Origin of the sequence: Listeria cossartiae subsp. cayugensis (assembly GCF_014229095.1) — a bacterium.
GTDB lineage: Bacteria > Bacillota > Bacilli > Lactobacillales > Listeriaceae > Listeria > Listeria cayugensis.
This window is the reverse complement of the sequence record NZ_JAARZC010000001.1, coordinates 784851-806956: the sequence shown is the minus strand read 5'-3', so window position 1 is coordinate 806956 and position 22106 is coordinate 784851. Positions and strand designations below refer to the sequence as shown.

General features: G+C 33.4%; 21 protein-coding genes and 1 pseudogene. 2 read left to right on the top strand and 20 right to left on the bottom strand.

Going from position 1 to position 22106, the window contains the following annotated elements:
- Nucleotides 1-8: 8 nt before the first annotated feature.
- From HCB49_RS04095 to HCB49_RS04075, 6 genes and pseudogenes are all read right to left on the bottom strand, one after another.
- On the bottom strand, nucleotides 9-1592 hold the full coding sequence (locus HCB49_RS04095; RefSeq protein WP_185604176.1) for an InlB B-repeat-containing protein: 1584 nt from the start codon (nucleotides 1590-1592) through the stop codon (nucleotides 9-11).
- 365 nt (nucleotides 1593-1957) lie between these two features.
- Entirely contained in the window at nucleotides 1958-2461 is a 504-nt protein-coding gene (locus HCB49_RS04090) for a DUF4274 domain-containing protein (protein WP_185604175.1), read from the bottom strand.
- Nucleotides 2462-2545: 84 nt separating this feature from the next.
- A complete protein-coding gene (locus tag HCB49_RS04085) occupies nucleotides 2546-2845 on the bottom strand; it encodes a hypothetical protein (protein WP_376740620.1) in 300 nt (99 codons plus the stop codon).
- 9 nt (nucleotides 2846-2854) lie between these two features.
- Nucleotides 2855-3001 carry a hypothetical protein gene (locus HCB49_RS14440; protein WP_376740614.1) on the bottom strand — a complete coding sequence of 49 codons (147 nt, stop codon included), beginning with the start codon at nucleotides 2999-3001 and terminating at the stop codon, nucleotides 2855-2857.
- Nucleotides 3001-3369: a hypothetical protein gene (locus tag HCB49_RS04080; protein WP_185604174.1), complete on the bottom strand. Its 369-nt coding sequence runs from the start codon at nucleotides 3367-3369 to the stop codon at nucleotides 3001-3003. The genes HCB49_RS14440 and HCB49_RS04080 overlap by 1 nt, the downstream gene beginning before the upstream one ends.
- Before the next feature lie 11 nt (nucleotides 3370-3380).
- Nucleotides 3381-3575, bottom strand: a pseudogene (locus tag HCB49_RS04075) (T7SS effector LXG polymorphic toxin); the annotation flags it as partial.
- Nucleotides 3576-3775: 200 nt separating this feature from the next.
- On the opposite strand from HCB49_RS04075, the gene HCB49_RS04070 reads away from it, so the two are divergent.
- Nucleotides 3776-4801, top strand: coding sequence for a DUF2971 domain-containing protein (locus HCB49_RS04070; protein WP_236719327.1), 1026 nt, complete (start codon nucleotides 3776-3778; stop codon nucleotides 4799-4801).
- 158 nt (nucleotides 4802-4959) lie between these two features.
- Here the strand turns inward: HCB49_RS04070 and HCB49_RS04065 are convergent, their stop codons facing one another.
- Complete coding sequence (locus HCB49_RS04065; protein ID WP_070264569.1) at nucleotides 4960-5649, bottom strand: hypothetical protein; 690 nt, start codon at nucleotides 5647-5649, stop codon at nucleotides 4960-4962.
- A 47-nt stretch (nucleotides 5650-5696) separates the two neighbouring features.
- Nucleotides 5697-6368, bottom strand: coding sequence for a hypothetical protein (locus tag HCB49_RS04060; RefSeq protein WP_260479513.1), 672 nt, complete (start codon nucleotides 6366-6368; stop codon nucleotides 5697-5699).
- 722 nt (nucleotides 6369-7090) lie between these two features.
- Here HCB49_RS04060 and HCB49_RS04055 point away from each other — a divergent pair.
- A complete protein-coding gene (locus tag HCB49_RS04055; protein WP_185604173.1) occupies nucleotides 7091-9859 on the top strand; it encodes a hypothetical protein in 2769 nt (922 codons plus the stop codon).
- A gap of 761 nt (nucleotides 9860-10620) precedes the next feature.
- On the opposite strand, the gene HCB49_RS04050 is transcribed toward HCB49_RS04055, so the two are convergent.
- From HCB49_RS04050 to HCB49_RS03995, 12 genes are all read right to left on the bottom strand, one after another.
- Nucleotides 10621-10977, bottom strand: coding sequence for a VOC family protein (locus HCB49_RS04050; RefSeq protein ID WP_070037573.1), 357 nt, complete (start codon nucleotides 10975-10977; stop codon nucleotides 10621-10623).
- A gap of 64 nt (nucleotides 10978-11041) precedes the next feature.
- A complete protein-coding gene (locus tag HCB49_RS04045) occupies nucleotides 11042-11815 on the bottom strand; it encodes a helix-turn-helix domain-containing protein (protein ID WP_185604172.1) in 774 nt (257 codons plus the stop codon).
- A gap of 441 nt (nucleotides 11816-12256) precedes the next feature.
- Entirely contained in the window at nucleotides 12257-12613 is a 357-nt protein-coding gene (locus tag HCB49_RS04040) for a VOC family protein (protein WP_003724648.1), read from the bottom strand.
- 291 nt (nucleotides 12614-12904) lie between these two features.
- A complete protein-coding gene (gene guaA, locus HCB49_RS04035) occupies nucleotides 12905-14461 on the bottom strand; it encodes a glutamine-hydrolyzing GMP synthase (protein ID WP_185604171.1) in 1557 nt (518 codons plus the stop codon).
- Nucleotides 14462-14589: 128 nt separating this feature from the next.
- On the bottom strand, nucleotides 14590-14994 hold the full coding sequence (locus HCB49_RS04030; RefSeq protein ID WP_003730540.1) for a PTS sugar transporter subunit IIB: 405 nt from the start codon (nucleotides 14992-14994) through the stop codon (nucleotides 14590-14592).
- A 60-nt stretch (nucleotides 14995-15054) separates the two neighbouring features.
- Complete coding sequence (locus HCB49_RS04025) at nucleotides 15055-15363, bottom strand: putative quinol monooxygenase (RefSeq protein ID WP_185480125.1); 309 nt, start codon at nucleotides 15361-15363, stop codon at nucleotides 15055-15057.
- Between the two features lie 12 nt (nucleotides 15364-15375).
- Nucleotides 15376-16200 carry an NAD(+) synthase gene (gene nadE, locus HCB49_RS04020; RefSeq protein WP_185604170.1) on the bottom strand — a complete coding sequence of 275 codons (825 nt, stop codon included), beginning with the start codon at nucleotides 16198-16200 and terminating at the stop codon, nucleotides 15376-15378.
- A gap of 11 nt (nucleotides 16201-16211) precedes the next feature.
- Nucleotides 16212-17702 carry a nicotinate phosphoribosyltransferase gene (locus HCB49_RS04015; RefSeq protein ID WP_185604169.1) on the bottom strand — a complete coding sequence of 497 codons (1491 nt, stop codon included), beginning with the start codon at nucleotides 17700-17702 and terminating at the stop codon, nucleotides 16212-16214.
- A 117-nt stretch (nucleotides 17703-17819) separates the two neighbouring features.
- Nucleotides 17820-18203, bottom strand: a complete 384-nt coding sequence (gene tagD, locus HCB49_RS04010) for a glycerol-3-phosphate cytidylyltransferase (protein ID WP_008947464.1) — start codon at nucleotides 18201-18203, stop codon at nucleotides 17820-17822.
- A 64-nt stretch (nucleotides 18204-18267) separates the two neighbouring features.
- The gene (locus tag HCB49_RS04005; protein ID WP_185604168.1) at nucleotides 18268-19419 is read right to left on the bottom strand and encodes a CDP-glycerol glycerophosphotransferase family protein; all 1152 of its coding nucleotides are present in this window, start codon (nucleotides 19417-19419) and stop codon (nucleotides 18268-18270) included.
- Between the two features lie 12 nt (nucleotides 19420-19431).
- Nucleotides 19432-20586, bottom strand: coding sequence for a CDP-glycerol glycerophosphotransferase family protein (locus HCB49_RS04000; protein WP_185604167.1), 1155 nt, complete (start codon nucleotides 20584-20586; stop codon nucleotides 19432-19434).
- The gene (locus tag HCB49_RS03995; protein ID WP_185604166.1) at nucleotides 20586-21965 is read right to left on the bottom strand and encodes a glycosyltransferase family 2 protein; all 1380 of its coding nucleotides are present in this window, start codon (nucleotides 21963-21965) and stop codon (nucleotides 20586-20588) included. Before HCB49_RS03995 ends, HCB49_RS04000 begins: the two co-directional genes overlap by 1 nt.
- Nucleotides 21966-22106 lie beyond the last annotated feature (141 nt).

The window sequence follows — 22106 nt, the reverse complement described above, 5'->3', positions numbered from 1 at the left end:
TCAAGCTTCTATATTTGTCTAGATTTTTTCATCATTCTAGTTCCCATGCCTACAAATAGTAATCCAATTAAAAACCAAAATGATCTTGTATCACCAGTTTTAGGTAAAGTAGTTATAGCAGTTGTTTGTTTGTACTCCTTCAAAGGCTTATCCGTATTCCCTGGTTCGTTCACCGAAAATTGTGCATATAATGTCATATCCTTCGCTGGCATTTTATCTGCTGCGAAATCCCATTTATTTCCACCTGTTTTCGCGTCATACCAACCAATAAACTTGTAACCTTCTTTCTTTGGTTCGGCGGGAGCTGCTAGCATGGACTGATAATTGACAATTTCTGTCGTTGTCTTCCCGTCTACATCAAATGTAGCAATATACTTATTAATACGAAACTGAGCGTACAAAGTCATATCCTTCGCCGGCATTTTATCTGTGTTGAAATCCCACTTATTCCCGCCTGTTTTCGCATCATACCAACCAATAAATGTGTAACCTTCTTTTGTTGGTTCAGCTGGTTCTGTTAAAAAATCCCCTGTTTTAACTGATTCTTTTGTTTCCGTTCCATTAACATCAAAGGTCACCGTATAAGCTACTGGTATTGCTTGAAGTGGTTGTCTTACTGTACCATAAAAATCATTTGTTGCGTTTCCAACAGTTACTGTTTGCCTAAAAGTATAGCTTACTTCATTGATATAGCTTGATAGATTCCACGTAATATTCGGATTAGTATAAGTCCCACTATCACTAATTGTTGCCGGAGCTATTAACGCCCCTGATACACCTTTAACATCATTAGATATCGTAATCGCTGGGTTATACATAATTGGATCGTTCATTATATTCTGATTAAATAAAGTTAAACTTGTTAGTTTAGTTAAGTCTGATAATGGACTGATATCACGTATTTGATTATGCGCTAAATATAAAGTTGTCAAGTTTTTCAAATCTGACAACGTACTGATATCACGTATCTGATTATAACCTAAATACAAATCCTCTAGATTCGTTAAATCTGACAATGCACTAATATCGCTCGTCTGCGTCTCTTCCAAATTCAAAAGCTTTAGATTCTGTAAACCAGATAATGCCTCCAGATTATTTAATTGATTATTAGATAAAGATAGTTCTGTTAAATTTGTTAGATTCGATAATACACTGATATCACTTATCTGAGTTGAACCCAAACTCAATTCTGTTAAATTCATTAAGTTAGATAAAGAACTAAAATCATTGATGTGATTTTCATCCAAATACACATATTTTAAATTAGATAAATGTGATATTACACTGATGTCAGTTATCTCGTTAAAATATACAAACAAATTAGATATATTATTTAAATATTGTACACCTTCCAAATTTTTAATTCCTTTATACGGGGCATTAATTCCTGTCTGCTGGTCTAACTCATTTTGTGATACTATATCTGTTACACTAGCTTTACCTAATAGATTTCTCATTGCATCTGCTAGAGCTGGATCTGGAAATATTTCATTGATGGCAGTTGGTTGAGTGAGATTTTCCGCTTGCACATCTAGTTGATTACTAGTCCCAATAACAGTAATGAAACTAATCAGAAAAAGAAACCCTATCATATTTTTAATTACATTATATGATCGCAGCTTGTTTTGCCTATTATTCGATTCTTCGCTTTTCATTATTAGTCCCTCCTGTTTAAAAACTTATTTCATTCCTCTTGCAATTATTTAATATCATGAAAACATTCATAATTATATCATGAGGTATCTAGCGTATTAATACACATTTCTATTAGCCTTTTCATACTTTATCACCGTTTTTCACAAAAAATTCATTTTTTTGCGAAAAATACTAGTTTAAAAGTACTTTTCCCTTTATATACATTTATCAACCCTTTAGACTTAAAACAAAAAAGCGACTCCCTCCGCAAAGAGTAGTCGCTTATTTAATATGCTCAGCTTTAAAAATGAAAGAACAATATTTATTCTTCCACTGATTCAGCTAGTTCATTATACCGTTCCTGCAATTCAGGAGGAAAACCATCTGCCCAATCCGCCGACTCAGAAATCTCCATCCCGTTCAAAGCAACAAACATTTCACGCGCAATCGGTCTTTTCATTTCTTCATCTTGAAACTCGGCTGGTGGTGTGTAGCCATATGATTGATTTTGATAGAACCCATCTAAGTAATTTTTCGCCAGAACAGTTACAATATCAAAATCTTCTTCATACCAACTGCTTTTTTCAACCATCTCTTCTCTTGTTTCAAACTGATAAGCAAAGTCCGGCTCCATTAAGCAAAACAACATTAACGCCGTTCCTTTATCCGTTTTTGGCGAATTCGCAATCCAATAAATCGGTTTCTTAGGATTATCAAAATTCCATTCTACCACCAATTGATGGATTTCTTCCGGTGTACATTTTTCTAGATAATGAATAAATAGCACCGAAACTTGTTCTTCAAATTCTTCTTCTGTAATACTCATTTGATGATCTCCTTTTCATGCTGGCATTTAAGATATTATGCAATCAAATTCATGGAAATAATACGATTCTCTTTCTAAGCAGTATTAATGAGTCAACAGTTCACGTTCAATAATATTCTTCTCCAAACTCGAAACAAATTCTTCATTACCACAGCTACTTAATGTTTCACCCGTTAGCAATTTTTGAAAATGATTATTAAATCCTCTTTCGCAGATTATTAATTCATTAATTATTTTCTCGTAAATTGTTGTACTAGGAATTAATCCGTTTCGTTCTATGTGAATTAGTTTTGCGTTTAATAAATTATCCAAGCTAAATTTACAGAGCGTCGAATTATCTAGTTTGAAATAATGCAAATCAATCCCGTCCGTGCTCCATCCTATACCTAAAGCTTAATTTTCTCCGATAAAAGCAACTTCATTATTATCTATTTTAGTTAGCTTCAATTGATATTTTTGCTCATATCCTTTGAATATTTTTTCAACTTCTTTATAAAAATCCAATTGATCACAGCCCTTTTTTTCTATAATCCCAGTCATTATTCTTTCAAGAAGTCTTTTACCATTTCTCTACTTTCTTGGCAAAATTGTAAGTTAGTAACTTTATCATAATTTTTTTCAGCATAATCAAGTAACTCCAATATATTATCTAATCTACTCTGAGGAAGCGGCGTCTGATTTCTTCTTACAAAAGCAATCCAGCCAAGATTAAACATTTCGTTTTCTTCCAAAAACTTTACATTAATATTACTTACATTATCATATCTTTCATAACCGATTATAAAAGCAATTTTCTTGTTTGAAAATGTGATAGTAGCGTCGGTTATTTCTATTAATTTAAAATTATTATGGAGTAGAAATTCACTTTTTTTAAGGATTATTTCTTTTGCATTATTGTTTATTTTCATGGTTGAATTCCTCATTTCTTCAACTTCATTGTGCTTGTTTTTGCATCATAAGTATAACCATGTTGTAGTAAGTATTCATATTCATGGCCAAAGCCCGTACGTTGTTTAGTCCCAGCGATGTATAAGTTTTCTACAGTCGTCTTTGTAGCCATAGCTACGTCATCTCCTCGCTGAATCGCTTTATCTAGGAAAGGCTGATTCAACTCATACAGAACGTCTCCATCAATTTTTGCACTTGGTGAACTATCCATCCACTTAGCTGTGAAAGTCGGTAATATATTTCCTTAAAGTTAACAAAACTAAAGCTCATGTGATATTATATACAAAAGATACGATTATGTATCTTCCAGTTCAAATTGCTTTTATCTAATCTTGAAATAATAAAAAGAATGGCGGGAAAATGAAAATGATTGAAGACAATAATTTATATCATTTTACAAGTGCAGATACTGCTGTAAATTTTATACTTAAAAATGAAACATTAAAATTCAGCAGTTTTAGATATGTAAACGATCCTAAAGAATCAAAATCATGGCCCTTTAAATTTTATGGACACTCTATAGAGAACAAAGACAAATTCAAGCCCAATTTTTTTCATGAAAGCAATGACTTTATTAAAGATCATTGGTTGGTACTTTGTATGACAAGAGCAAATAAAGAAATTGCCTATGATATGAAAATGTGGGATTCATATGGTCAAAAACATAAAGGAATTTGTTTAGTCTTTGACCATAAAAAATTATCAAAAGTTTTAAATTCACAAACAAATAACTTTTTATTTGAAAAGGAAATACATTATACCGATATTAATAATACAGGAAGTATATTTAATCTTTATTCTATTAATGGTTATTTTAAAACTTTTACGGGAATAAACTTCCCCTTCATCATTAACTACCTCAAGTGTATGTATAATCCATTTTTACTCTCTAATATCTCTAATCCCTTTATGCTTCAATTAGAGCACTATCTTCACATTGGTAAAGAGAACTACTTAAAGTGGCACTCAATTCATTTTAATAAAAATCTTTTTTTCAATAAATCATTATCTTGGAAAGATGAAAAAGAATACAGATATATTTTGTATTCTAATAATAGTGCAGAAAATCAATTCCTAACCTATAAAGACTCACTAATAGAAGTTATATTGGGAAATGATATTAGTATAGCTGATAGGAAAAAAATAAAAGAAGTTCTAAAAAATAAAAATATAAAGATATCTCAACTAATCTATAATAATTGGCATGGCTCACTATTTGATATTACTAATAGTGAAGAAAATGATAACAGTGTTATAGATATATCTACTAGTTTTCGAGTGGATGTTCCTCAAAGATTTTTGTTTACATCAACAAATACTAAGAATGGAGTTGAATTCCTTTTCTTTGATTGGGAAACTGGAGATGTATCAGTTTTGCCTTTAGGAGAATAGGTATCATAGCAAATAAACGAGATATCATTAAATTCTATGTTTAGTAGTATCTATGACTTGCCTGTTTGTTCTCAAAACTATAAATAAACTTTTTATATCTAACCGAATTAATTCTTGAATTGAATAGAAGAGACTTGCGCTCTTTTTTATTAATATTATCATATTAGATATTCTATAGCTTCAAAACCATCAATATAATACTGAAGCCATGATTTATATTCCTTTTCAAAAACAAAATCTTTATTTTTGAAAACTTCTTTTATGTCTTTTGGTGTTGGCCAAGTACTTTTCAATTGGTACGTCCCCTTCTCAAAAAACAAATCTTTCAATATTTGCAATTCATTATTTGTTTGCTCCTCACTGATATTTAAATGAAGAAAATTTTCATAATGGTATGAAAATATAAAACCTTCTATTTCAGTTATACATTGCTCGGCGATTCTCGATAATATTTTTTCTATACTTTTTGTTAATTCTGTTGATAGAATTTTTTCATCTCGCATAACCAAGGAAATGGTTTGTAACTTTGTTACCATTATTCCTAAATTATGATTATGCAATTTATTAACAAAATTTTCCATATCATATGTTAGTAGTAATTCAATTTTTGAACTTAATATTTGTGCTGTTACTTCTGCTTCTTTTATAACCCTCCTCAATTCAACTCCATCTTTTGAAAGTTTTATTAAATTAAATTCACTACTTGTAAAAACTAAGAGTGTTATTGATGCAACTATCCCAAGTGCCATTATTTCCCATTTTGCATTATCAAGATAAAAATAAAGTAATGGAGAAAATATAATTAATGCAAAGAACAAAAAATGAAAGTTGCTTTTGTAATTATGCATTTTGGATTCACCTCATTTAGAATTTATAAATTTCCCTACTAAAAAAGTTAATTAAACTCTATAAATTTTGGTTTTTCAGAATTCATTCTTACTATTGTATCATTACTTAATACAGAAAAGAACTGATAATCTTGTATGTATTTTCTTTCCTGGATATCAAAAAATTCAATACTAAAGTTCCATCTAATCCAATCATCTGGCTTAGTTTCTATCCCCTCTTTATCAATAGCATTTAAATATAAATAAAAATCCGCTTCTCCTTCGACTCTTAAAATATCCATATGAATCGGCATAGCAACCCCCAAAATATTATAACCGTTCTTTCGGCTAGGCTGAATAGCTATAACTGAAACAGATTTTGTAGATATTCCCTTCATTTCTTCTTTTTCGAGATAATTTAAATATACTGAAAAAGCTGCTCCCAATCCCTCATTTTTAATTTTAAAAGGTATTATTATAACATTATGTTTATCGCGTTCCATTTTCCCAGTAAACTTATCAATCTTTTCTTTGGTAGAGAGCGAAAGGTATGGTTGATACATTATGCGTTCTTTTCTTAAATTGATTAACGATTGTTCTTGATACCTTTTCTCCGAAGTTTCCAAAGCCTGATTATGTTGATTTTCTTGTTGTTCCATATTTTTTTTATGCTGCTTGTTCGTAAAATATATTGTAACTAAACATAGAGCAACTGGAACTAAAACAGATGTAATTATCAATGCACTTCCTCATTTCTGATTATTTATTTCTTATTTTATCTAATCTGATTAATAATAGCCACTAAAAAAGAGAGTAACTAAGACCATTTATGTTTTTTGAGTTAAGTGTTTCAAATGCTCGTTAGCGAGAATTAAAAATATTCTTCTAATTTCTCTTAGATATGAAGTATCCATTACAACTCATATATATTTTATTCATCCTGTATCTACAATTAAAACTTTTTGATTAGTACAAGTTGAAGGGTACTATCTCCTGTTTACTATTGATATTCGCGACCTCCTGGATCAATATAACACAGAATGGGATTGGATTTTACTATGGTTGATAGAAGCCTTATTATAAAAAACTCACATTGCGTCTACCTCTATAGCATAAATTTCGATTCCAAAATATTTCTAATCTAAAACCAGCTCTATCAAATTCCGGAGGATAAAGAAGCTCCTAAACTATTTTCCTTGCTCAAAGGTAAAAAAAGTTGAAAATCTTTAGAAATATTTTCAATTTTAAGTTCTTGTTTTTATAATGCAAAAAGACTATTCGTTTACTAGCTCAACTAGTAAACGAAAAAATTGATTATACAAATAAATAATAAAGAACAGATGAAAATAGTAAGTATCTTATTTAGCACTATAAAAAATACTCTTTTTATATTTTATAGAGTGTGTTTTTTGTTAATACTAGTTATAATAAGCTTGAGATAGATAAAATTGGAGGGTTATAGATGATTCAAATTGAAGATAAATTAAAAGTTTTTATTAGCTCTAAAACTGGTGATGATCAAGCTTCTATAAAATATAATTTAGCTAGAAAAGCAATTAAAGAGATGTTAGAATTGACAGGTCTTTTTCAAATATATTTATTTGAAGAAGCTGGCACTTCCTCAATGAGTGCTTATAATCATTATATTCAGCGTCTCAAAAGTGCAGATGTTTGTATTTTTTTGATTGATAACGAAGATGGCATACCTCAAGGAGTGCAAAATGAAGTTGACGAAGTCCTAAAAAACAACATTCCTTCACTTTATTATTTTTGTGATCAAAATTCAAAAGAAAAAACATCCCTTCAAACGAGACTACTTCATGCTAATGCTCCTAAAAATAAAACTATTCATTCTTTTGAAGATTTTATTCAGAGAAGTACTACGGACTTGATTGATGATATTTTATCAGTATATAGATCATATGGATTTGGAAATGCTATTATTCCAAGCAATAATTTATTGATGGAGGAGACTAACGATGCAAACGATATACAAATTGAATCTGAAAAGATTAATATCCCATATATTTTATCAATAGGTAGTAAAAAAATTAGTAAAATAAGATGCAGAGAATACTTTATTAGTATGTTTTTTAGAAATGAAAAAACAAAAGAAATGGCTTCAGATCTTGATATAGATTATTATTGTTCAACACTACTTCCAATTATGTTTAACGGAAGTAATTTTAATACTTTCAAAATATCGGAGTATTTAAAAATGTTACAAAATATATTACCTCAAGCTTACTTTAAGGTAATAGAGCTGAGATGGAAAGCAATTAATGAGTATTATAATAATAATCTTTTTGAGAGTATAGAAATATTGAAATTAGCTTATAAAAACTCATTATCCAATAAATTAGAAGACTGGTTTATTCAAGATATATTAATTGATTTACGTAATCAGATTAACTTATATCATGAAAATAGGAATGAGTTTACAAATCAGAATTTTGGGCAAATTGAGTTGGACAAGATGAATAATAGTTTATTTTATCCCAATATAGATAGATATGAAAAAAATTTATTGGAGAGACTTGAACAAGATAGGCAAAAGTCAGATATTGAAGCATACTCATCAAAAACTTTTCTAGGAGATAGGTCTCTCTATACAAATTCAATAGCTGATATCTTTTTTGAAGCAATGATTTTTGGATCAATGACTCATTTAACCCGTATTTACTCTATAGTTCAAAAATTGAGTTATGAGTGTTTTGTGCGAAATAATGAATGGATAATGTTTAAGCTAAATTTTAAAAATACAATTATGTCATTAGATAAAAAGAAAGTTCGTAGAATGGCTAGAACTTTTTCCGCTCATTTGGAAAAACTTACTCCAGAGGAGGCTAAGGAAATATATGATTACACAGACAATCATATATTGACTAATCATAAATTAGTTGCTCAATTACTTGCTATATCAGAAGTAGGATATTATTTGAGCGATGACGATTTTTCTTATGTATGGGATAATTTAGAAGTCATATTAAATGGTTGGAAGAAATCTGAAGATAGTATTGTGAATTTGGAAAGTTATATTTTCTATACGTTAAAACGTATAAAAGATAGACTGGATCAAAATTATCTAACAGAATTTTGCCTCTCTATTTTGAAAAGTAAAAGTTTGAGGTATCATGATAGCGCAATTGAATTTTTATGTCAGTCTGTGAATTATAGTAAAGTAGACTACAAATTAATAATAAAATTAAATGAATTTATCATAAATTTATTTAAGGATAAATCGAGCTCAATTAGTGAAAATCATATTAAATGTTTATGCTGCCAACTAGGTAAGTTATTTAATAACAAAGAAAATCAAAAATTAAATAGTAAAATTCAAGAAAAGTGGCCGGAGTTTTATGAATTAGAGTATTCAATTGAAACCAACAAAAATATGCCTAGTAGTACTCTGTTTTTAGAAAAACATTTAGAAATAATAAAATATAGAAATTTAACTCAAGGAGAAAATGGCAGTTACACAAAATATGCTGATTCTTCTTTTCTCGCAGTCAGAAATGTCTTTGGAAATGATAGTACCACCATTTCCAAAGAGTTGATAGACGCCATATTTAGAGAAACTGCAAATACAATACTTAATTCTAAACAAATGATTACTGATAAAATTGAAGCGTACAAATTATTATATATTTTGTGTAGAATTGATAAATATATTATTAACAGAAATAGTCAGATTGTGGAAGAATTGATTAACATGGGGGGAGATATAGATGCATATGAAACAATGCTTTCTCATGTACAAAAACAAATGTTAGTATTTGCGCACTACTTACTTTTAGAGTTGTTTCAAAAGGATGTAAGTGTTTCAATTTTGAATGAGTTATCTACATTTAATGATGAGGCTTCGCAAATAGAATCTTGTAAATTAATCAAAAGTTATTTAGATAAAGATGATAAGTTAGAAACTTCTCAAAGTGTATTAGGGTTATTCTTTCAATTTTCATTAATATGGATTAATTCTACTTCGCTAGATCTTCGTTGGCATTCTATTCATTTATTGATAAAACTCTTAAATGTGGAAGAATATGTAGAAACAATAACCAACAGATTTATAAGAATTATTAATGAAGATGATTCATATGTAAAAAGTCAATTAGTTCATGGATTAGGTGAGATTGAGAAAGTCGATACAAATACTGCAAAGTATATTTTAGAAAAAAGTTTAGTAGATTCTAATTATGTGATTAGAGAAATTGCTTTAACAAAAAAATGAAAAATTTACCATTAAATATGTTAAATAAATTCCATAATTTATTTAATACAATTGTAGAATTTTTTATTTTAGCAATTGAATTAGATATAATACTAAATTTATTCAAAGTTAATTATACATGTCTATTACAAATAGTTATATGTCAAGTTATATATAATATTTTCTAACTTAATAGAATGTGTCAAATTAACATTATGGATTCAATTTTTACTATTCCCACTCCATGACTTACGTACAAGATATGGATGAATATTGTTGATAATACAAAATACTTAAGAACTATTAAAACCTTTAAAATGAAGACAAAAATATAAAAAAATGCAATAATAGTGTAATGAAGTTTTAACCACATTCAGGCTTAAGAAAGTATTTACTTTGATATTCAATGTAGTTATAAGAAGACCGAATAGAAACGGTCTTTTTTTTGATTTGTAAATTAACATTGCATGAATAAATCGTATCCTGGATTACTTAACTCTGGAATCTTAGTTTCAATAAAAAGTTCACCTTCTTCTTTGAAACTTTCATATTTTAAGTTTACATTATTTTTTGCAAATAATTTATCATATTAAAAGTACGCCTACTCAGGAAATAATTTATAATAGAATTTTTTGTGCTTTTAAATTCAATAAAAATATACCTTTGCGACAATAGAGAGAATCATGCCAATGTTATCTTTTACTCCACTTAAGCATCAAAAAACGACGAATCATTCATCCGTCGTTTTAGTGTTATCGTTCATCCTATAATCCTGTTCAAATCTATTCCTGATCATACAACCAATAGAATGACAACTTATTACCATCTGGATCAGAAAAGACAAAATATCGAATGATACCTGGTGCATCTTCTATTACCTCGTCAGTTATTACTCCAAGTGTTTTTAAACGTTCAAATTCCACATCTAAATCTTCTACCCCTATGCGTAAAACGTTTTCTGAAACATTTATTTTTTCTTCAAAAAGTTGAATCCAAACTGAACCAATTTGATATTCAACAACGCCTTCAACTGGTGTTAATTTTTCATCACTCATAAATAGTTTTTCATACCAACTAGCAGATTTCTCCAAATCACTTACTGGTAGTCCTATAGTGATACTCTTTGCATTTAAAGCCATATCTTATCTCTCCTTTTCATTAGCCTACAATTATTTTAACATTTCATAGTTAAACTATATTGTTCTAGATTGTGTTCTTCAAACAGGAGATTAAAATTTTTCCCACATTAGCTAATATTGGTGGATCTTCTGGTATTGGTTCTCTCAGCTTAATCGCGTAATGATTGCCAGAACATTTAGGAAAAGATAGCTTTTCATCTTCTTTCCCTCTCAAACTATTACTTAAGTTAAAATAAGATAGAATGTTATTAGACTGGCTTATCGCACAAGCTAATAAATAATAGTCTCCGCTTGGAATATTTTTCAATTGATTTCCTATTAAATTTTTAGTAGCTAATCCCGATATAGGCATATGATTCGGTATAAGAGTACGGAAAAGTCCAATAAATATGATACCCTTCTCAAATTCATCAGGTACATCAATAGTTACATTGCAAAAAGAATCATTCTTTTCTTGAAAATGCGCTATCGACTTATCCTTATTATCATTTTCAAAACGTTTCATATCATAAAAAATATCATTCATTTCCGTTTTGTATTTTCTAGGAGAACTACCTGTATATTTTTTAAACGTATTTGTGAAACTACCACTACTTTCAAAACCTGAATGTTCTTGTAGGTCGAGAATACGCTTTTCTTCATTAAGTTCAATAATCGCCTTTTCCACTTTTAAACTAGAAAGGAATTCAACCACACTAAATCCATTAATTTCTTTAAATTTTCGACTAAAGTGATGTTTATCATAACCAAAGTGAGCAGCAATTTCCTCACTTGTCATTTTTCTACTAACAGCTTCTTCTGAAATGAAAGAAAGCATTTCAGGCATCTTCGTTTTCATCGTTCCCCCTCCTTTTTAGAACAGTATTTTCTAAAAATCATATTAATAAATAAATTATATTACAATTTAGTATTAAAATGTAAGCCCACAAAAAACAAATCCCTTTCAAGCATCATCTTGACAGTGATTTGTGGTAGGGAAATATATCATTTTTAATGAGAACCAAGCATTTCATAAGTTGAAAAACGTTGATTTATTGGTATTTCCATACTTATTATATTGGCTTTTTGTTCCCACTCTATAACGCTATAGATAACTATCATTAATAATACAAGATTAAAAAAAATATTAAAATCTATAAAACGAAGACACAAATAAAAGAGTACACCTAATCGAAAAATAATCTCTAACTTATATTTTTACTCCACTTAAGCATCAAAAAACGACGAATCTGTTGTCCGTCGTTTTAGCGTTACGCTCATCATATAATGCTGTTTAAATCTATTCTTGTTCGTATAACCAATAGAATGATAACTTATTACCATCTGGATCAGTGAAGTCAAAATATCGAAGGATACCTGATAGCTCTTCTATCACCTCGTTAGTTATTATCCCAAGTGTTTTTAAACGTTCAAATTCTACTTCTAGATTTTCTGCCTCTAAACACAAAACGTTCTTAGAAGCATTGATTTTTTCTTCAAAAAGCTGGATCCAAACCGAACCAATTTGATATTCAATAACCCCTTCAACCGGTACTAGTTTTTCATCACTCATAAGCAGTTTTTCATACCAGCTTGCAGATTTCTCCAAATCACTTACTGGCAGCCCTATAGTGATACTCTTTGCATTTAAAGTCATAACTTTTCCCTCCTTTTCATTAGCCTACAATTATTTTAACATTTCATATTTAAACAATATTGTTCTAGATTGTGTTCTTTAAACAGGAGGTTAAAGTTTTCCCAAATAGCTAATATTGGCAGGATTTATTGATTATTAAATAATTTAGCTCAAAAAAAATAAATCCCCGTCAAGCATCATCTTGACAGGGATTTGTGGTAGGAAACCATATCATTTTTAATGAAAATCAAGCATTTCATAAGTTGAAAAACGTTGATTTATTGATATTCCTATTCTTATTATGTTAGCTTTTTATTCCCACTCAACCGTAGCTGGTGGCTTACTCGTAATATCATAAACAACACGATTCACGTGATCCACTTCATTCACAATCCTTACCGAAATTTTCTCCAGTACATCCCACGGAATACGTGCCCAATCGGCTGTCATACCATCAATACTCGTCACCGCACGGACAACCACAGTATGGTCATACGTTCTACCATCACCCATAACACCAACGCTACGGATATTTGGAAGAGCAGTAAAGTATTGCCAGATTTCGCGTTCTAATCCTGCGTTTTTGATTTCTTCACGCAAGATGTAATCAGAATCACGAACAATCTCTAATTTTTCTTCCGTAATTTCACCAAGAACACGGATTCCTAAGCCTGGGCCTGGGAATGGTTGGCGCCAAACGATTGCGTCAGGCATGCCAAGTTCTATTCCTAGTGCGCGAACTTCATCTTTGAAAAGTGTATTTAATGGTTCGATTAGTTTAAATTGCATATCTTCTGGTAAGCCGCCTACATTGTGGTGAGACTTGATTGTTTGGGCAGTTGCTGTACCACTTTCGATGATGTCTGTATAAAGTGTTCCTTGAGCTAGGAATTCTACGCCGTCTAGTTTGTTAGCTTCATCGTCGAATACGTAAATGAATTCATTACCGATGATTTTACGTTTTTGTTCTGGGTCAGAAACGCCAGCAAGTTTGTCCATGAAGCGTTTTTTCGCATCTACTTTGATGATGTTCATGTTGAATTCGCCTTGTAATGTCGCCATTACTTGGTCAGCTTCCCCTTTACGAAGAAGGCCGTGGTCAACGAAAATACATGTTAGTTGGTCGCCGATTGCTTTATGAATTAACACACCAACAACAGAGGAATCTACACCGCCAGAAAGTGCAAGCAATACTTTTTTGTCGCCTACGATTTCTTGGATTTTCGCGATTTCTACTTCACTAAAGTTTTCCATTGTCCAGTCGCCTTTACAGCCACAAACGTTTAATGCAAAATTCTTCAGTAATTCGTTTCCGTGAACTGAGTGACGTACTTCTGGGTGGAATTGCACGCCGTAAAGGGAACGATCTTCGTCCGCAATACCTGCAATTGGGCAAGACTTACTAGTAGCTGTTACTTCAAAACCAGCAGGCTCCTCAACGACTAAATCGCCGTGACTCATCCAAACAACTTGATCGGTTGGTAGTCCAGCAAATAAACGACTTGGTTTTTCGACGTGGATGTCCGCTTTCCCGTATTCGCGGTCTTTCGCACGTTCCACTTTGCCACCAAAGTGCGTTGTCATTAATTGCATGCCGTAACAAATTCCTAAAATTGGAATTCCCATGTCAAAGATTCTTTCGTCAGCGCGGAAGGCATCTTCGTCATACACACTGTTAGGTCCTCCTGAAAAAATAATCCCCGTTGGATTTAGTGCTTTCATTTCTTCAACTGTAATAGTATGCGGATGTAATTCACTATACACACCGAATTCACGAATGCGGCGCGTAATTAGTTGATTGTACTGACTACCAAAATCTAGAACGATAATTTTCTCTTGCTCGGTAAAGTCTTTCATAATTTTAAACAAAACCACCCTTATCTATAAAATGAAACCGCAAAATTGCGGTTACTTCACAATAATATAAGAAAAGGACAAATCACTTGTCCTTTTCATCTTCTTTCATTTTAACGTTTCCCCTCTAAAGTTGCAACACCTTATTTGGAATTTTTCGCATCCATTAAGGCTAGACCTTGTGTGAGAATCTTGTCGCCGCGCATCCGACCGAAATCGAGTGAATCAATATTAGCGCAAGGAATATTTAGTTCGCCTAATACTTCCTCCACTGTTTTGTACATATATTTCACTTGTGGTGCTACTAAAACCGCATCAACTTGTTCTTTGTAATCACGGAATTTCCCAGCAGTAATTGCGCCGACTGGACCCATGACAACAACTAAATCCCGCTCGCTATATTTCTCGAGAAAACTATCTTTGTATTTTACGTCATCTGGAAATAGTAAAACAGCGTCCATTCCTTCAGACGTCGCGCTTTTCACGACATTTTGTGCCATTAAGCTTGACGTCGCACCGCCAGCACAAACAATCATCAACGTTTGCATTTATCATCCCTCCAAAAAAATGATTCCAGGAAAGTCCCAGAATCATTCTTGTTGTTAAGCTTATACGCCTTTTCCGCCGAGTATGTCTAATTCTTGTATTCGTTTTACTTCTTTTATCAAAGGTTTGGCACGTAGAATCGTCTCTTTTACAGCTGGGTTATCTAGAGATGCTTCGTGGTGCCCTTTGTCGACCCAAATTTCAGAAACAAATACTGTGTCAGCTTCGTTTTCTGATTCGCTGACGATATACTGGATGCACGTATTGTATTCTTCTAAACTTTCTGCTGCTTCAAGTAAAATTTTTACTAAATGATCTCGCTCTCCTGGATGTGTATGAAATGCAGTTAATAACCCGTAACCAACTTTCATTTAAACAACCTCCTATTTCCAGAAATCATCAAATATAGTAATTGCCATATGGCGTTTATGCTCGGTTTTCATAAACCAGTTCTCGATTTTTGCCGCTGCATCTGCCGGAACTTCTTTGCCTTCCAAATAATCGTCAATTTGGTCATACGTCACACCAAGCGCGACCTCGTCCGGTAAAGCTGGCTTATTATCTTCTAAATCTGCAGTCGGTTTTTTCAAATAGAGATGCTCTGGGCAGCCAAGTTCTTTGAGAAGCGCCTTGCCTTGTCTTTTATTCAAACGGAACAGTGGATTAATGTCCGTTCCACCGTCGCCGTATTTTGTATAAAAGCCGGTAATAGCTTCTGCCGAGTGGTCTGTCCCAACAACGACACCTTTACGCATTGCCGCAATCGCGTATTGGACTTTCATCCGTTCGCGCGCTTTTTCATTTCCTTTGGCGAAATCAGATAGTTCGATTCCCGCTTCTTTCAGCGCCGCAACACTCGCGTCAACCGAAGCTTTAATATTCACGGTTAAACGATTATCTGGCTCCATAAAATTCAGTGCATCTTGACGGTCCGATTCATCTAGTTGTGTTCCGTATGGCAAGCTCACGGCGAAAAACTGATACTCCTCGTCGCCGGTTTCTTCCCTCATTTCGCTTATCGCCATCTGTGCTAGTTTTCCTGTTAAAGTCGAATCTTGCCCCCCAGAAATCCCAAGAACAAAGCTTTTTAAGAACGTATTCTTTTTTAAATATGCTTTTAAAAACTCGACACTTTTTCGGATTTCTTCGTGTGCATCAATCGTTTCTGCCACTTGCATATCTGCTAAAATTCTTTCTCTGATTTCCATTACAATTCCTCCTAAAATGGCATATCTAGTTCAACTGGTGAATGAAGCTGGACACTTTTACGTACCTTTTCGATATTACGCATCTTATTTTTCCAACATTTTACACTTAAATCAACTGGGTATTGCTCCGGACGAACGGTTCGTTTGTACTCATCCCAAAGCAGCGCCAAGTTTTCTTCTTTATAAGCTTTAATTTCATCTAGTGAAGGCATATCATACACAAGTTCCCCTTTTTGGAAAATTGGTACAAGTAGCTCACGCGCAGTGAAATTCTCGACTGTTTTCATAATATACGTATGAACTGGGTGGAACATCGTTAATTTATCCACATTTTCCAGTGATTCGTCCGCTAAAGCAATATAATCGCCTTCTGCTTTCAGGCCATCTTCATTCGTAATAATCCGGTAAACTTTCTTTTTACCCGGAGTCGAAACTTTTTCGGTATTACTTGAAAGTTTAATCGAATCTTGTAAAATATCATTTTCATCAGCTATCGCAGCCATTTTATAAACGGCCCCAAGTGCTGGTTGGTCGTAAGCGGTGATTAGTTTTGTGCCCACGCCCCATGAATCGATTTTGGCTTTTTGCGCTTTTAACGATAAAATGGTATGTTCATCTAAGTCGCTTGAAGCAAAGATTTTCGCTTCTGGAAAGCCAGCCTCGTCTAGCATTTGGCGCGCTTTTTTGGATAAGAAGGCCATATCGCCACTATCTAAGCGGATGCCGATAAAGTTGATTTTGTCACCCATTTCTTTGGCCACTTTAATCGCATTTGGCACACCAGATTTTAGCGTGTCATATGTATCTACTAAGAAAATCGAATCAAAATGTGTTTTTGCGTAGCTTCTAAATGCTTCAAGTTCGTCGCGGTAAGCTTGAACCATCGCATGTGCCATCGTACCAGACACCGGAATACCGAAAATTTTCCCAGCGCGAACGTTACTTGTGGAATCACACCCGCCAATGTAAGCCGCTCTTGTGCCCCAAATAGCCGCATCCATTTCTTGTGCGCGTCTTGTACCAAATTCCGCAAACGTTTCGTCGTCAATCACCGAACGAATTCGCGCTGCTTTTGTCGCGATTAGCGTTTGGAAATTCACAATATTAAGTAGAGCTGTTTCGATTAATTGTGCTTCGGCCAGACTCGCTTCCACTTGAAGGATGGGCTCCGTTTTAAAAACGAATTCCCCTTCTTTCGCCGCAAGAATATTTCCTTTAAATTTAAAGTTACGTAAATATTCTAAGAATGGCCCATCAAAGCCAAGTTCGTCGTGTAAATAAGTAATGTCTGTTTCTGTAAAACGCAAATTTTGCATATAATTAATAATTCGTTCCAGCCCAGCAAACACAACAAAACCTGAATCAAATGGCATATCTCGGAAAAACACTTCAAATACCGATCTACGCTCATGAAGTCCATCGTCAAAATACGCTTTCATCATATTTAGTTGGTATAAGTCTGTATGCAGCGTTAGACTATCATCTTGAAATAAATTTGTCATTTCTTCTGCTCCTAACATAACTAGTTCTTTTCGTTATCATTTATACATAATAATAGCACAAAACAAGCCCACCACCTAATGATTGAACATTATCGGCCCGCCTGTTTTGTGCTACTACTATTTTAAATCGTCTTTAATCTTGGATGTGGAAATACCATCTGTACGTGGTAAATAAACCACTTCACAATACGGTTTTAAGAAATCAAACTCGCCTTCCCAATCATCACCCATCACAAAAATATCAATATCACGATTTTTTACATCTTCTAATTTTTGTTCCCAGTTACTTTCTGGAATCACTTCGTCGACATATTTGATCGCCTCTAAAATTAATTTGCGATGTTCAAAGTTATGGTATGCTTCTTTGTGTTTGATCCGATTAAATTCATCTGTTGAAATGGCTACAATAAGGTAATCACCCAAAGCTTTTGCTCGCTCTAATAAGCGAATATGCCCCCAGTGAATTAAATCAAATGTGCCATATGTAATTACTTTCTTCATCAGCCCACCTACTTTCTTTAGTAGTATATCAAGAAAACAAAAATTTCTCTACTTGTTAGCAGCCCTACTTTTCCAGCTGTTCTTTTAAAAAGGAAACGAAGCGCTCACTAGAATATCCATCTGAATATTTATTCCATTTCGCAGCGAAAGCACGAACTGTTTCTATATCAAAGGCTTCCTCTTGAATTACTTGAATTAGTTCCTCTGTCGTAGCAACATAAGGGCCGGGAATTGTTGTTAAAAAGCCATCTGACAGCCCTCTAGCTTGATCATATTCTTCCAAATCATACGTGAAAAAGAGCATCGGTTTTTCCAGTAATGCAAATTCAAATGGAATCGATGAATAATCAGTAATTAAAATATCCACCACTGGCAGTATCGTCTCAATCGGCGTTTCTTTATCAGCGTAGACAACAAAATCATCATCCACCTTTGTTAAATCATTACTCATAGACGGATGCAATTTTAAAATTAATTGGTACTCATTTCCGAGTGCTTGTTTCATTTTTGCAATATCTAAATGCAAGTGCGTGCTATGTAGCTCCCCGTCTCGAAAAGTTGGCGCATATAATAATTTCTTTTTATCAGAAAGCTTTAATTTTTCATGCGTCCAGTCCGAATTCTCCTTCAATTGTTGTTGGTTGAAAAAATTATCCGTCCTTGGAACGCCTAATTTCAACATGTGCGAATCATCAAGCAAAAAGGATTTTTGGAAAATCATGGCCATTTCGTCGGATCCAACAAGCACTTTCGAAAAACGTTGGTAGACTGCTTGGAATCGCTTCTTATCGGAAGCACTTCTTTTTTGTGCAGCCTTATCTTCCCAGCCAAATTTCTTCAAAGCCCCATTCGCATGCCAAATTTGAACACAAGTCACATTTCGCCGCTCTTTTAGTCCAGCTAATTCCACAAAATAGTTATCAGTAATGACAATTTTCGCGGTATTCATATGAAACATCAACGAGAAAAAATGCCCGATATTTTTCGGTTTCAACTGTATAAAATCAAATGACCAATCCGTCACATCCACCCGTGGATCATAGAAAACAACTGTGTTTGGCGTCACTTGCATCTCTTTCATCTGTTTCAAAATAGCAGTGGGATTTTCCGAAAAACTTACTAAAAAAACAACTTTTGGCTTAACTGGAAAAATCCTCGCTAAACAACCGGTTACCTTAACAGCAAGCATATAAATATAAATCGCTATCTTTTTCAATATTCCCACCACCTATTTTTCAGCAAAAACGATTTTCACTGTTTTCTCTGCTGCATGGCCATCTTCCCAAGTACAAAACTGCTCCAAAAAGCTGTCTTCTATTTTAGGTGGATTTTCAAGCATTTTTTCCAGTTCGCTCATTAATTCTTCATTCGTCTCCACAAGCGGACCAGGAGCATTCTTTTCAAAATCAAAGTAAAAGCCGCGTAACGTATCACGATATTCCGCCAAATCATACGTATAAAACAACATAGGGCGCTGTAAATTCGCATAATCAAAAAATACAGAAGAATAATCAGTAATCAACAAATCACTCACTAAATATAAATCGCGAATATCTTCATGGTTTGAAGCATCGCGGACAAAGTCACCATACTGCGCAAAATCAAAATGTTCCGCAACTAAATAATGCATGCGTACAAGTAATACAATTTCATCGCCAAACTTTTCTTGCATTTTTGCGATATCGATTTTCAAGTCAAATTTGTATTTCCCAGCTTCATAAAAATCGTTATCTCGCCATGTTGGCGCATATAAAATAACTTTCTTTTCTTCAGGAAGTGCTAATTCTTTTTTGATGTTCGCGATTTTCAATTCTTTATCTTCACTAAATAAAATATCATTCCGCGGATAGCCCGACTCAATCATCTCACCAGTAAATCCAAACGCCCGTCTAAAAATCGCGCTAGAATAAGCATTGGGAGAAATTAAGTAATCCCACTTTTGTGCTTCCTTCACAAAATCAGCTTTGTATTGTTCTGTCGTTTGTCCTGGCATATGCACTTCATCAATATCCACACCTAATTTTTTCAAAGGTGTCCCATGCCAAGTTTGCACATAAATCGTTTTTTTCGGTTTTGGCAGCTCTAGAGGAAGTCGACTATTGGAAATCCAGTACTTCGCCAACCCCATTTTAAACAACCAGCTAACAGAAAAACGCTTCACGTAAGGAACCCCATGTGCTTCAAATAAAGCGACATACTTCGGATTAACACTCCACAAAAGTTCATACTCCGGATTATGTTCCTCCATATATTCAAAAATAGCTCGTGGATTACAGCTATATTGCTTACCTGAAAAGCTCTCAAACATTACCAGCTCTTTTTTTCGTGGTAAAAATCCCACTAACCTAAATAACAAATAATACACTTTTTGCACTAATTTCATCAGGATACTCCCCCCTGTTTAAACTTTCGCTTTAACGCTCGATTGCGTTTTAATTTCCCTAAAATGCTACTTACGATATTGATGTCCGCGATATGCGTTTCCTTTTCCTCATCTTGATAAAAAAGACGCGCTTTCGTTTGATAAGGTTTTAATTTAAATACCGCTTTTTCTATCGTGCCTTGTTCTCTAACAACGATATCCCAAATAGTTTGATCTACTTTTCGTTTAACTAACCGAGCTGGCAGTTCTTTGAAAGACGTGCGAGCAATCCATTTGCCATCATGAATATCTGCTTCTTCTAGGAGTAATTCAATCGCGACTGTTTTGCTGATACGATAATTTTCTTTCACTGTCACAAGTGGAATATCCTGTTTTTCAGTCGTTTCGAATTGCAGCGGCCAGCCATTTCGTAAAATCGAGCACATCATTTCTTTAACTACGAGAGGTGTGTCGAGTTCCATAATCGTACTAGCTCCGACTTCCTGCAATATCTTTTGCAACTCCCGCACAAAAATTTCTTGCTCCGCTTCACTCAACACTTCCCGGAAATAAGTATTCTCTTTATAAAAAAATAATTTCGCATGGTACGCAATTAGATACTTCACATATGGAATCACCTTACCAAATATTTCTTTCGAGTCGGTTAAATAAGTTTGATATACTTTCTGCAAAAACGGCGTATATCTCTCTGATTTTTTCCAAGACGAACTTACTAACGAACCTTTTTGCTGCAAATCACGATAATAATAATAACCCGCATCCGCAATCAACCCATAGTGCCGATTTTTCAATAAAAACTGCGTAATTAACAGCTGATCTTCCGCAAAATAAAGCGACTCATCAAAAGCAAATTCTTTCAAACAATCATAACGCAAAAAAGTACCGCCAATATAAAAATGAATTGCTTGTGGTTCTTTTTCGATATCAGCAACTCGATTTCCATTTGCAAAACGGTAATTTAATTTATGTGGTGAAATTTTTTGTTTCTTACCAAAGTCATCTAAGTAATAAAAAGCTGGCACAAGCATAGGAACATCAGACTCATTTAGAAATGCAACAATACTTGCTAGCGTATTGCCAGACATGATATCATCTGCATCTAAAAAGCCAACAAAATCCGTACCCTCGCTTACATTATGTATTCCGATATTGCGTGCTTTTGCCGGCCCACCATTAGGAACGGTCAACACACGAATATTGTTCGGATATTTTGCAGCATAACGATTTGCGATAGCGCCACTTCCATCCGTACTTCCATCATTAATAAGCAGTACTTCAACATGCTTCAAAAAGCTGTAAGACTGCTTTATTATACTATCTATGGATAATGCTAATCTTTTCTCCACATTATAAAAAGGCATTATAATCGCAAATTTCATTCTTTTTCCCTCTCCATATAAAAGCTGGGAAGTTAAGGATACCCGCAAATGACAACCGAATACTGTACTTCGATTTCTTGCTTCCTAAATCTACTTTAGCAAACAAATTCATCAGCTTATAGCCTAAACTCCCCAATGTTT

What these genes read in the sequence shown, in the direction of transcription:
- HCB49_RS04040 (WP_003724648.1), bottom strand. Translation starts at nt 12,613, where the DNA reads ATGACTTTAAATGCAAAGAGTATCACTATAGGGCTGCCAGTAAGTGAT.
- HCB49_RS04065 (WP_070264569.1), bottom strand. Translation starts at nt 5,649, where the DNA reads ATGCATAATTACAAAAGCAACTTTCATTTTTTGTTCTTTGCATTAATT.
- HCB49_RS04090 (WP_185604175.1), bottom strand. Translation starts at nt 2,461, where the DNA reads ATGAGTATTACAGAAGAAGAATTTGAAGAACAAGTTTCGGTGCTATTT.
- HCB49_RS04045 (WP_185604172.1), bottom strand. Translation starts at nt 11,815, where the DNA reads ATGAAAACGAAGATGCCTGAAATGCTTTCTTTCATTTCAGAAGAAGCT.
- HCB49_RS04055 (WP_185604173.1), top strand. Translation starts at nt 7,091, where the DNA reads ATGATTCAAATTGAAGATAAATTAAAAGTTTTTATTAGCTCTAAAACT.
- tagD (WP_008947464.1), bottom strand. Translation starts at nt 18,203, where the DNA reads ATGAAGAAAGTAATTACATATGGCACATTTGATTTAATTCACTGGGGG.
- HCB49_RS04095 (WP_185604176.1), bottom strand. Translation starts at nt 1,592, where the DNA reads ATGATAGGGTTTCTTTTTCTGATTAGTTTCATTACTGTTATTGGGACT.
- HCB49_RS04015 (WP_185604169.1), bottom strand. Translation starts at nt 17,702, where the DNA reads ATGACAAATTTATTTCAAGATGATAGTCTAACGCTGCATACAGACTTA.
- HCB49_RS14440 (WP_376740614.1), bottom strand. Translation starts at nt 3,001, where the DNA reads ATGACTGGGATTATAGAAAAAAAGGGCTGTGATCAATTGGATTTTTAT.
- HCB49_RS04070 (WP_236719327.1), top strand. Translation starts at nt 3,776, where the DNA reads ATGATTGAAGACAATAATTTATATCATTTTACAAGTGCAGATACTGCT.
- HCB49_RS04050 (WP_070037573.1), bottom strand. Translation starts at nt 10,977, where the DNA reads ATGGCTTTAAATGCAAAGAGTATCACTATAGGACTACCAGTAAGTGAT.
- HCB49_RS04080 (WP_185604174.1), bottom strand. Translation starts at nt 3,369, where the DNA reads ATGAAAATAAACAATAATGCAAAAGAAATAATCCTTAAAAAAAGTGAA.
- HCB49_RS03995 (WP_185604166.1), bottom strand. Translation starts at nt 21,965, where the DNA reads ATGAAATTTGCGATTATAATGCCTTTTTATAATGTGGAGAAAAGATTA.
- nadE (WP_185604170.1), bottom strand. Translation starts at nt 16,200, where the DNA reads ATGGAAATCAGAGAAAGAATTTTAGCAGATATGCAAGTGGCAGAAACG.
- HCB49_RS04000 (WP_185604167.1), bottom strand. Translation starts at nt 20,586, where the DNA reads ATGAAATTAGTGCAAAAAGTGTATTATTTGTTATTTAGGTTAGTGGGA.
- HCB49_RS04025 (WP_185480125.1), bottom strand. Translation starts at nt 15,363, where the DNA reads ATGAAAGTTGGTTACGGGTTATTAACTGCATTTCATACACATCCAGGA.
- HCB49_RS04030 (WP_003730540.1), bottom strand. Translation starts at nt 14,994, where the DNA reads ATGCAAACGTTGATGATTGTTTGTGCTGGCGGTGCGACGTCAAGCTTA.